We start from the raw sequence: 10640 nt of genomic DNA on the forward strand, positions 1-10640 counted from the left end.
TCCTGTCAGAGTATGCGTCGTCAGCCGATCAAGGTACCGGCCGGTTCGAGAGCGGCCTCGCCGCGGATTACGCGCCAGAGCCAGACCAGACTGTAGAGCGCCATCAATCCCGCACAGAGTGGGATCGCGGCGTACCACCATGCCTTGTCGAGGCGCAGGAAGGGCGTCGTCTCACCCGACATCTGCATGAAGGCGAAGCCGTAGATCGCGAGCGTCGATGCAAAGGCGAGCATGGCGAGGTTGATGACGATCTCGAGGACTTTGCGCCCAGCCGCCGGCAGCAGATCCTCGAAGATGACGACGCGGTAAAGCGAACCTTCGCGCCAGAGGGCAAGCGAGGTGAGCATGACCAGCCAGATGAAGAGAAATTCGACGATCTCGTCGTAGCCGGGAATCGTGAAGAGCGGCACGAGCCTGAGAATGATGGCGAGGCCGAGCAGGGCGAACAGACCGATGAAGCAGGCCAGCGCGCCGTATTTGCAGCTGAGGAAGATGATCCGGTCGATGCCCCTCAGCACAGCCATCATCGCGTCACTCCGTAGCCGAGCAGGTTCGGCAGCCACAGCGAGATCGCAGGCACGAAGGTGATCAGCATCAGCACGCCGATCAGGGCCAGCACATAGGGCCAAATCTCGCGTGTGATCTCGGCGATCGAGATCTTGGCGATGCCGGCAACCACGTAGAGGCAAAGGCCGACGGGGGGCGTCACCAAGCCGATCATGATGTTCAGCACCAGGATCACGCCGAAATGCACCGGGTCGACCCCGATTTTCAGGATGATCGGAAGCAGGACCGGATAGGCGATGATCATGATGGCGATGCCCTCGATGAACATGCCCAGCAGGAGCAGCACGGCGTTGATGATCAGGAGGATCGCCCAAGGCTCAGACGACATCCCCAGGAGGGCATTGAGGATCGCGTTGGGGATCTGCTGCTGGATCAGAACCCAGCCGAAGGGGGCCGCCAGCGCGATGATGAACATGACCTGTGCGGTCTGACGGGCGGTGTCCCAGAGCACGTCCACCGTCGCCGCCCAGCCGAGCTCGCGATAGACGAAGCGGCCCAGCACGAAGGCATAGGCCGCCGCCACCACCGCCGCCTCCGTCGGCGTGGCGATGCCGGTGAGGATCACCAGGAGGATCGTCGGGGGCAGCAGGAGGGCAGGCCCTGCCTTGGAGACAATCGCGGCGGCTTCGCGCAGCGGCGGCAGCGCATCGCCGCGAGGCAGGTTCATGCGTTTGGCGACCAGCATGATCACGGCCATCAGGGCCGCAGCCATCAGCAGGCCGGGGATGATGCCAGCCAGGAACAGCGCCCCCACGGAGACATTGGCCAGGCTGCCATAGATGACGAAGGGAATGCTCGGCGGAATGATGGGCCCGATCGTCGAGGAAACGGCCGTGATCGTCGCAGCGAAGCGTCCGGTGTATCCGGCCTTGGTCATGGCACGGTGCTCGATCACGCCCATTCCGGCGGCATCGGCAACGGCCGAGCCCGACATGCCGGCGAAGATGACCGAGCCGATGACGTTGACATGCGCGAGCCCGCCGCGAATCCGGCCGACGCAGAGCTGTGCCACCTGGAAGATGCGCTCGGTCGTGCCGCCGACATTCATCAGGTTGCCGGCGAGCACGAAGAACGGGATCGCCAGCAGGGGAAACGAAGTCGTGCCGGCATAGGTGCGCTGGATGAAGACGACCAGCAGGTCCGGGCCGACGCTCACAACCATCAGCACGATCGCGACCAGCCCGAGCGCGACCGCGATCGGGATGCCGATCAGGATGACGAAGCAGACCGAGACGAGGACAGCCGTGATGAGCATGCGGGTCTCTGCGCGCGTCAGGCGCGCGCAGAGGCGACCAGCTTGGCCCAGGCAGCCCAGGTCTCTTCGCCCAGGGCCTTGCGCAACTGGTCGTAGGCCGGTCCCATCTTGTCGCGGAAGGGGCCAACGTCAGGTCGCGTGATCTCGACGCCGGCCTTCTGCATCGCTGCGAGGTTGGCTTCCTCGTTGTCGCGAACGCCCTTGCGCGCCGCCATGCCGGCCGTCGTGCCTTCCTCTTGGACGATCTTGCGCTGGGCCTCGTTGAGCTTCGTCGTCCAGGTCCGCGGGTTGGCGCAGAACATGATCGAGGCGTAGATGTGCCGGGTCAGCGCCAGATGCTTCTGCGCCTCGAAGAATTTCGCGGCGAAGGTCGTGCCCACCGGGTTGTCCTGGCCATCGACGACCTTGTTGGCGAGGGCGAGATAGACCTCTTGGAAAGCGATGGTCTGGGTCGAAGCCCCGAGAGCTTCGAACGCCGCCTTGATCGCGAGCTCGGGAGGCACCCGGATCTTCAGGCCCTGGACGTCGGCAGGCTGATTGATGGGCCGGCGACTGTTGGTCAATGCCCGGAACCCCCACTCGAAATTGGCGATCCAGGCGAATCCGGCGGCTTTGAGCTGGTCAGAAATCCAGTCACGGGCGGTCACATCGAGCGTCTTGTGGGCATGCTCGTAGCTGTCGAACTGGTAGGGGATGTTGATCACCCCGATCGTCTTCGACAGCGCCTCGATGTTCGCCGGGTTGAGCAGCATCATGTCGATGGCGCCGAGCCTCGTTTGCTGTGCCGCCTCGACCGGTGATCCGAGCGCGTTGTTGGGGAAGATCGTGATCTTCACCTCGCCATTGGTCCGTTCGCTGATCCGCTTCACCATCGCCTCGGCCTCGAGATGGACCGGATGGCTGAGATCCGCGGGGTGCGTGAGCCGCAGCTCGACGGCGGCGCGGGCCGGGCGGATGGCTGGCAGTGTGACGGCGAAGGCTGCGGTCGCGCCCAGCGCGCTCCGGCGTGTCAGACCGCGCGAGGCGGTTTCCTGGCGTGAAGTCATGACGTCCTCCCTGTCCCTTCGCTGCACGAATGCGGCGCCTTGTGTGACGGTCAGGTGCGTGGTGAGCGCGCGTGCCGCCGATCCTCTGCGGGATCGCAGGAAATCTTGCATGCAAGATTTGAGGCGTCAATCGCTTCGAGGCGCGGACCGCGCAACCCCGTCGCGCCGGGAGTGTCGGTCCTGCAGCGCGGCCACAAGCCCCGACAGCCCGTTGCGGACATGATCCTTCAGGGCTTGGCCCGTCCGGGCTGGGTCGCGCGCCGACAGCGCATCGAGGATCTGCTGATGCTCTTGGATCGCCGTCTTCCAGCGCGTCGGCCAGAGATTGGAGGAGTAGCGTGCGCGATCGACGCGCAGCGCCAGGAGCTCCCACACCCAGATCAGGATCGGGTTGCGCGAAAGCTCGACGATCTTGCGATGGAAAGCCTTGTTGGCCTCGAAATAGCCTGGGAGCTCGTCGCGCGTGTGATGCAGCATCATCCGGTAATGGAGCAGGCCTATCTCGGCGACGGCCTCTTCGGTCGCGTGAGCCGCGGCGAGTTCGCCCGCCAACCCCTCGATGGCGGTGACGACGTCGATCAAGGCCGCGATCTCGACGAGATCGAGCTCGGTCACGACGGGTGACTGGTTCGGCAGGGCGCGCAGCAATCCGTCCTGGATCAGCGTCTTGATGGCCTCGCGGACGGGCGTGCGCGAGACGTTGAGCTGCTCGCAGAGCTCACGTTCGTTGAGGCGCGTCCCTGGGGCGAGGACGCCCGTCACGATGAGGCTGCGCAGCTGCTTAACGGTGCTTCCGTGCAGACGCCCCTTGCGTCGGTCCGTGTCCGTCAACGGCATCTGGGCGAGCAGCGCCGCCAGCGGTGTCGTCTCGTTCGGGTTGACCATCGTCCGTTCCTGCTAGTCCAGCGCTACTTGACGGCTAAAAATTCTTGCATGCAAGATTGTGCTTCGCTGACGTCGTGGCCGCTGGGCACGCGACAGCTCACACTCCGCGACCCTTGCCCGTCGCGTCAGCAGGGTGCGCCATGCAGATCATCGACCTGTCCATGCCGATCGAGCCTCATTTCCGTTGGCCAGCAGAGCTCACCGTCAAAGGAGATATCGCGGCGGGCGATCAGTTCCGAGTGTCACGGCTGAATACGCCGTGCCACGGCTTCTCGCATGTGGATGCCGCCGCGCACTTCGTTGCCGGGGCGCCGACGATCGAGGCGACGACGTTGTCGAACGTGGTCGGGCCGTGCCGCGTGCTCGACCTCAGCGGACGGCCTGACAACGCCCCGATCGAGGCCGAACATCTCGCGGCCGCCGATCCCGGTGGCCCCGATGGCGAGATCCTGCTTCTGGCGGCGCATTGGGCCGACCGGCGCGACTACCGCGACAGGACCTTCTGGACGCAGGCTCCCTGGCTGACGCGCGAGGCGGCGCAGTGGCTGGCCGCGCGAAGGCCAACCGCCGTCGCCTTCGATTTTCCGCAGGATTTTCCCATCCGGCTGCTGCTCGACGGCAAGCAGGTCCCCAAGCCCGAGCACGTCACCCACGACGTGCTGCTCAGTCACGGCGTCACGCTGATCGAGTATGTCGTCAACACGAGCCGGCTCAGCGCGCCGCGCAATCTGTTCTCGGCCGCCCCGCTGCTGATTCCGGATGCCGACGGTGCGCCCGCCCGCATCTACGCCATCGAGGGCCTCGGCGTCTGAGCCGGCCCACCCACGACCACCCCCAGCGCAAGATCCCGCCATGAACCTCGAAGAAATCCTGCGGCTCAGGCGCCAGAACACGGTGATGACCGTGTCGGCGGGTCTGGTCGGTGCCGGCGAGTTCGGCGCCTGCTTCATCGCGCAGGCCCGCCGTACCCCGCATTTCGCGACACGGGCCATCTGCGACCGCGATCTCGGCCGTGCCAGGACGGCGGCCCTGACCGGCGGTTTCTGCGATGGTGATCTGGCGCGGTGCGACAGCGAGGGCGAGGCGCTTGCAGCCATCGAGCGCGGGCAGGTGGCGCTCGTCGCCGATGCCGAGATGATGGCGCGGTTGCCGATCGACGTCGTCGTCGAGGCAACCGGCGACCCCGAGGGCGCGGCCCGGACGGCGCTGGCGGCGATCCGAAATCGGCGTCACGTCGTGATGGTCACCAAGGAGACCGAGGTCGTCATCGGCCCGATCCTGGCCGAATTGGCGCGGCGCCAGGGCGTCGTTCACACGCCGGTCGACGGCGATCAGCCCAGCCTCCTGATCGGGCTGATCGGATGGGCGCGGACACTGGGGCTTCCCGTGGTGGCCGCTGGCAAGTCGAGCGAGTCGGATTTCGTCTGGGATGACGAGGCCGGAACCGTCACGGCCTGGGAGCGCGCGGTCGACGCTCCGGATTTCAGGACTGCCTTCGGCGACCGGCACAGCCAAGCGCAGGCGCTGCTGGCGGCGCGCGCCAGCCTCCCATTTCCCCGGACGACCGTGCCGGATCTCTGTGAGATGGGCATCGTCGCGAACCACACCGGCTTCATGCCGGACCGTCCCGAACTTCACGCCCCGATCGCCCGCACGATCGAACTCCCGAGTCTGTTCAGGCCGGCCTCCGAGGGGGGGCTATTGTCGGGGGCAGGGCGCATCGACATGTTCAACTGCCTGCGCCGTCCCGATGAACTGAGTTTCGCCGGTGGCGTCTTCGTCATCGTCGAGGCGCCCGACCTGCAGAGCGGCCGGCTCTTCGCTGCCAAAGGGATGCCCGCCTCGTCCGACGGCCGCTATGTCCTGCTGCACAACCCGGTGCACCTGCTCGGCGCAGAGGCGCCGATGTCGGCGTTGTCGGCGGCGCTTCTGGGCGCCTCGACCGGCGGTGGGGACGTCCGGCCGCGCGTCGATCTGGTCGCCCGCACCAATCGCGACATGGCCGTCGGCGAGACGCTGGCGATGGGCGCGCGTCACGTCATCGACGGCCTCGATCCGCTGCTCGTCCCCGCGCGGCCGCTGGGGCCGCATCAGGCGGTTCCATACTATCTCGCCACGAACGCCAGGATCGTGCGGCCGGTCGCACGCGGCGCGATCCTCACCGGCGCCGACGTTGAGCTTCCGCCAGACGGTGTCCTGCTCGCGCTGCGCCGCGAGCAGGACGCGCATTTCGCCTCGGACATGGTGGACGTCTAGGCCATGCAGGCTGCACGCTCGGGGGCGCAGCCGCTGCCAAGGGGACCTGATGCGCGCTGCGAGAGGTGCTGACCAGGTCACCTCTGCCGCGCGCGGAGGGCGCCAACTCCCGTTATCGCGCCATGCCCCTGGGCCTGCGATCCTCGGCCGGCTTGGGCTGATAGCCGGCGAGTTCCTCCCGGACCACCGACAGGAAGCCCGCGACGAGCGGATCCTCGCGATTGCGGCTGGGGAACATCGCATGGCCGTGGAACATCACCTGCGGGCGGAAGGGCCTGAAGACGATCTCGGTATGCCGGTAGTCGTCCGCCGCGATCGGGTTGACGAGTCCCAGGCCGAGGCCCTGCTCGACCAGGGCGCAGATCGCGGCGCTGAAGGGCGTCTCCAACGTCATCTGGCGGCGGATGCCGGCATCCTCGAAGACCCGGTCGACACGGGCCCGCGCGCCGTCCTCCAGCGAGAGCGAGATGAACGCCTCGCCGTCGAGATCCCTCGCATGGACGGCCTCGCGCGAGGCCAGTCGATGCGACGGTGGCAGCGCGCAGACACCGGGCACGACGTAGAGCGGCTGATGCTCGACCTGCGGAATGTCGATGACGTTGGCGACGAAGCCGATGTCGCAATAGGACGAGGACATCCAGCGTGTCACTGTGCCGTCATTGCCCATCTGAAGCGAGATGATGGCGCGCGGAAAGCGCTCCTTGAAACGGCGGATGCAGCGCGGGATGAAACCCAGCGCCATCACCGGCATGGCGGCGATGCGCAGCCGGCCCGTGCCGAAGGCGCGGATGTCACGCGCGGCCGAGGCCAGGTTCTCGAGGCCGGTGAAGCTGCGCTCGACCTCCCGGTAGAAGGCGAGTCCATCCGGCGTTGGGCGCAACCGGCCCGCCTTGCGCTCGAACAGCCTCAGGTCGATCTCGGTTTCCAGTTCCGCGATGAGCCGGCTGATGCTGGGCTGGGAGGTGCGCAACTCCTGCGCCGCAGCCGTCATCGAACCCCGCAGCATGATGGTCCGGAAGGCGTCGACATGGCGGAGATTCATCGGGGAGCTCATATCACCAGTGAATAGCAGGCTCAAAAACTGAGATTTGACCAGATGGCGGGTGGTCGCAATACTTTTGTCCATGTCCAGCGCGCCCCCCACCGCAGCGACGACTGTCCCCAGCGGGATGATCTGTCTGCGCTGTGACGCCGCCTGGCCTGTGGAGACGTATGCCGCCGGGTGCCCGCGCTGTGCCAGCGAGGGCCACGCGTCCAACCTGAAGCTGACCTATGTCAGCGAGGGCAGGTGTATCCGCCTGCCGGCGGCGCTGGCACTCGAGGAGGGCGCGACACCCAGCGTCGAGCTGCCGGCCCTGGCGCAGATGATGCAGCTCGGCCGGCTGACGGCCAAGCTCGAATGGTGCAATCCGACCGGCTCGCACAAGGACCGGATGAGCGCCCGGCTCATCGCCCGCGCCATGTCTTGCGATGCTCCGCTGGTCGTGGCCGCGTCGAGCGGCAATGGTGGCCTGTCGATCGCGGCTTATGCGGCCCGGGCCGGGCTCCCCGCCGAGATCGCCGTCACGGCTTCCCTCGTCCCATCCTATCGCCGCGCCATGGCGGCCCATGGCGCGCGACTGGTCGAGGCGCCTGACAGCCTGGCGCGCTGGGAGCATCTGGCGCGCCGCGTCACCGAAGGCGCCTTCGCCGCCAGCAATTACCGTCTGCCCGCGATCGGCACGGATCCGTTCGGGATCGACGGCTACAAGACGCTCGCGGCCGAACTCGCCGGTCCCGCGCAGCCGGACCTCATCATGGTCCCGAGTTCGCGCGGCGACCTTCTCTCCGGCCTCCGTCTGGGTTTCGAGGAGATCGGCGGTGTCATGCCCCGGTTGATCGCCGTCGAGCCCTTTCCCAGGCTCGCCCGCGTGATGGCTGGTGAGGATTATCGCTCGCGTTTCGACGGGCGCACCGCTCAGGTTTCGATCGCGGGCGAGACCGTGACCTTCCAGGCGCTCGCCGCCCTGCGTGCGACCGGCGGGCTCGCGGTTCCCGTCGACGACAAGGCCGCACGCCGGGCGCAGGCGGCGCTGGCAGCCTGCGGTCTTCACGCCGAGCTTTCCGCCGCCGCGGCACTGGCCGCCGTGGAGGAGATGGCCCGCGATGGATGTCTCGCCGGTCGACACGTCACCCTGGTGCTGACCGGGTCCGGTCTCCGCGATCCTGGCGCCCACGATCCGGCCACATGGCCCCACACCAACGAGCGGCCTCACGCCGCCGCGCCGCCGGCAATGTCCGGCTTTCTGCCACCGAGAACCGAAACATCGGTCCAACAGAGGGACAACGGATGACCAAGACCATCTCAGCGGGCCGCATCGCCCTGTCGGCGCTCGCCGGCCTCGGCTTTGCCTTTCATGCCGAGGCCCAGAGCCTGCCTCCGCTCCCCGAAGCGATCAAGTCCGCCGGCCTTCTCAAGGCCGGCGTGCGCTGCGACCAGCCGCCCTATGGCTACAAGGACGAGACCGGCAAGTTCGCCGGGGTCGAGACCGACATGGCGATCCAGATCGCGACCTGGGCGTTCGGCTCGGCTGACAAGATCGAGCTCACCTGCGTCACCGCCGAGAACCGCATCCCGCAGCTCAACGGCAAGAAGGTCGATCTGCTGATCGCAACGCTCGGTGTGACCCCCGAGCGTGCCCGCGTCGTGGATTTCTCCAAGCCCTATCGCTGGGGTGGCTCCGACATCCTCGTGGCCAAGGACAGCCCGATCAAGAAGCTGGACGACGTCGCCGGCAAGATCGTCATCATGCTGAAGGGGTCGACCCAGGCGAAATGGTTCGAGGACACCATGCCGAAGGTCGACAATCTCAGGCTCAACACGGCCTCGGACGCCCTTCAGTCGCTCAAGCAGGGCCGCGGCGACGCCTATACCCATGATGCCGCGACGCTGATCGTGATCGCGTCGAAGGATCCGTCGCTGCGCCTCGTCGGCGAGCCCTTCGCGGTGTCGGATGCAGCCGTCGGCGTGCGCAAGAACGAGGCGGCCTGGCTCGCCTATGTCGATGCCGCGCTCGACCGGATGAAGGCCGAAGGCCTCTACGCGAAATGGGTCGAGAAGTGGATTCCGGCTGACATCCGCCCCTTCTACACCGACGCCTTCACCAAGCCGAAGCCAACCGCGCGCTGATCCGCGTCCTTCGTCGGCCGGAGGCGGAAGACCGCCTCCGGCTCCTCCCTCGGGCCAGGGGCCGGCGCGACCATGGAATTCGACCTCGCTTACCTGGCGGCCCAGCGGCCGGCGCTGATGCGCGGCCTGTGGCTGACCATTCAGGTCAGTGCCCTGTCCATCGGGCTGTCCATCGCGGTGGGGCTCTGCGGCGCGGCCATTCGCGTCCTGCAGGTGCCGGTGCTCGACAAGATCGTCGTGGCCTATGTGGAATTCATCCGCAACACGCCGCTGCTCGCCCAGCTCTTCTTCATCTTCTACGGCTTGCCGGGGCTCGGCCTGAAGCTGTCCCTGTTCTGGTCGGGGGTCCTGAGCCTGACGCTCTGGGCCGGTGCCTACCAGATCGAGAACATTCGCGGCGGGCTCGAGACGGTCGGCAAGGGGTTGCGCGAGGCGGCCTTTTCGCTCGGTCTCTCGCCCTGGCGCTTCTTCCGGCTGATCGCCGCGCCGATGGCGGTCCGCGTCGGGCTGCCGTCGATGCTCAACACATCGATCTCGCTTCTCAAGAACTCCTCCTATCTCCAGGCGATCGGGCTCGCCGAGCTGACCTTCGTCGCGATCGACCGGATCTCGATGGACTTCCGCACGGTCGAGATGTTCGCGGCGATCTGCGTGATCTATCTCGCGCTCGTCCTCACGCTGTCCTTCTTCGCCAGCCGGCTCGAATACCGGCTGAACACCCCGTTCCGGACCTGAGGGCGGGGCGATGGACCTCCTGATCAAGAACCTGCCCTTCATCCTCCAGGGCATCGCCATGACGCTGTCGCTGGCGCTGGCGACGCTGTTCTTCTCGACCCTCATCGCCTTCGTGCTGGGCACGCTGGCGACCTTGCGCTTCGCCTGGCTTCGGATCGCGGTGAAGGTCTATGTCGAGCTGTTCCGCGACATCCCCCTGATCGTGAACATCTTCTTCGTGTTCTTCGTCGCGCCGCTCTTCGGCCTCGAGCTGTCGCCCTTCGCCGCGGTCACGGTCGGTCTTTCGCTCTGGGGCAGCGCCAACGGCACCGAGATCGTCCGGGCCGGATTCAACGCCGTGCCCCGGCACCAGTGGCAGAGCGCGGCCGCGCTCGGCCTGAAAGGCTGGGAGGTCTACCTCTTCATCGCCGGCCCGCAGGCGCTGCGCTCGATCCTGCCGCCCTTCGTCGGCCTGCTGACACTGCTCGTGCAGGCGACGTCGCTGGGCGCGCTCGTGGGGGTGACCGAGTTCTTCAAGGTCGGCCAGATCATCGTCGAGCGCACCACGATGATGGAGGGCTGGAATCCCGCCTTCACCGTCTATGGCGCGGTGCTGCTGATCTACTTCGTCATCTGCTCGACGCTGAGCTGGTTCGGCCGCTGGCTCGAACGACGCCTGAAGGCCGACCGGAGCCGCGTGGCGCCGGGCACGCCGGTCGTCGAGCAGCCCGTCACCCAGCTTCCCTGA

11 protein-coding genes are annotated in these 10640 nt (G+C 66.9%); 6 read left to right on the top strand and 5 right to left on the bottom strand.

Annotated elements, in window-relative coordinates:
• Nucleotides 1–20: 20 nt before the first annotated feature.
• From BSY19_RS15435 to BSY19_RS15450, 4 genes are all read right to left on the bottom strand, one after another.
• Nucleotides 21–527, bottom strand: a complete 507-nt coding sequence (locus tag BSY19_RS15435; RefSeq protein WP_069054918.1) for a TRAP transporter small permease — start codon at nucleotides 525–527, stop codon at nucleotides 21–23.
• Nucleotides 524–1822 carry a TRAP transporter large permease gene (locus tag BSY19_RS15440; RefSeq protein WP_069054919.1) on the bottom strand — a complete coding sequence of 433 codons (1299 nt, stop codon included), beginning with the start codon at nucleotides 1820–1822 and terminating at the stop codon, nucleotides 524–526. The genes BSY19_RS15435 and BSY19_RS15440 overlap by 4 nt, the downstream gene beginning before the upstream one ends.
• 17 nt (nucleotides 1823–1839) lie before the next feature.
• Nucleotides 1840–2868, bottom strand: coding sequence for a TRAP transporter substrate-binding protein (locus BSY19_RS15445; protein WP_069054920.1), 1029 nt, complete (start codon nucleotides 2866–2868; stop codon nucleotides 1840–1842).
• Nucleotides 2869–2994: 126 nt separating this feature from the next.
• Nucleotides 2995–3753 carry a GntR family transcriptional regulator gene (locus BSY19_RS15450; RefSeq protein WP_083247634.1) on the bottom strand — a complete coding sequence of 253 codons (759 nt, stop codon included), beginning with the start codon at nucleotides 3751–3753 and terminating at the stop codon, nucleotides 2995–2997.
• A gap of 140 nt (nucleotides 3754–3893) precedes the next feature.
• On the opposite strand from BSY19_RS15450, the gene BSY19_RS15455 reads away from it, so the two are divergent.
• Both BSY19_RS15455 and BSY19_RS15460 read left to right on the top strand, forming a co-directional pair.
• Nucleotides 3894–4565, top strand: coding sequence for a cyclase family protein (locus BSY19_RS15455; protein WP_069054921.1), 672 nt, complete (start codon nucleotides 3894–3896; stop codon nucleotides 4563–4565).
• Between the two features lie 40 nt (nucleotides 4566–4605).
• On the top strand, nucleotides 4606–6009 hold the full coding sequence (locus tag BSY19_RS15460) for an NAD(P)H-dependent oxidoreductase (RefSeq protein WP_083247635.1): 1404 nt from the start codon (nucleotides 4606–4608) through the stop codon (nucleotides 6007–6009).
• Nucleotides 6010–6121: 112 nt separating this feature from the next.
• Here the strand turns inward: BSY19_RS15460 and BSY19_RS15465 are convergent, their stop codons facing one another.
• Complete coding sequence (locus BSY19_RS15465) at nucleotides 6122–7051, bottom strand: LysR substrate-binding domain-containing protein (protein WP_069054922.1); 930 nt, start codon at nucleotides 7049–7051, stop codon at nucleotides 6122–6124.
• Between the two features lie 160 nt (nucleotides 7052–7211).
• On the opposite strand from BSY19_RS15465, the gene BSY19_RS15470 reads away from it, so the two are divergent.
• From BSY19_RS15470 to BSY19_RS15485, 4 genes are all read left to right on the top strand, one after another.
• Nucleotides 7212–8342 (top strand): PLP-dependent lyase/thiolase, encoded by a 1131-nt coding sequence (locus BSY19_RS15470; protein WP_069054923.1) that lies wholly within the window; start codon nucleotides 7212–7214, stop codon nucleotides 8340–8342.
• Nucleotides 8339–9178: a transporter substrate-binding domain-containing protein gene (locus tag BSY19_RS15475; protein ID WP_069054924.1), complete on the top strand. Its 840-nt coding sequence runs from the start codon at nucleotides 8339–8341 to the stop codon at nucleotides 9176–9178. The genes BSY19_RS15470 and BSY19_RS15475 overlap by 4 nt, the downstream gene beginning before the upstream one ends.
• Before the next feature lie 72 nt (nucleotides 9179–9250).
• A complete protein-coding gene (locus BSY19_RS15480; RefSeq protein ID WP_069054925.1) occupies nucleotides 9251–9913 on the top strand; it encodes an amino acid ABC transporter permease in 663 nt (220 codons plus the stop codon).
• Between the two features lie 10 nt (nucleotides 9914–9923).
• The gene (locus tag BSY19_RS15485; protein WP_069054926.1) at nucleotides 9924–10640 is read left to right on the top strand and encodes an amino acid ABC transporter permease; all 717 of its coding nucleotides are present in this window, start codon (nucleotides 9924–9926) and stop codon (nucleotides 10638–10640) included.

The organism is Bosea sp. RAC05 (assembly GCF_001713455.1).
Lineage (GTDB): Bacteria > Pseudomonadota > Alphaproteobacteria > Rhizobiales > Beijerinckiaceae > Allobosea.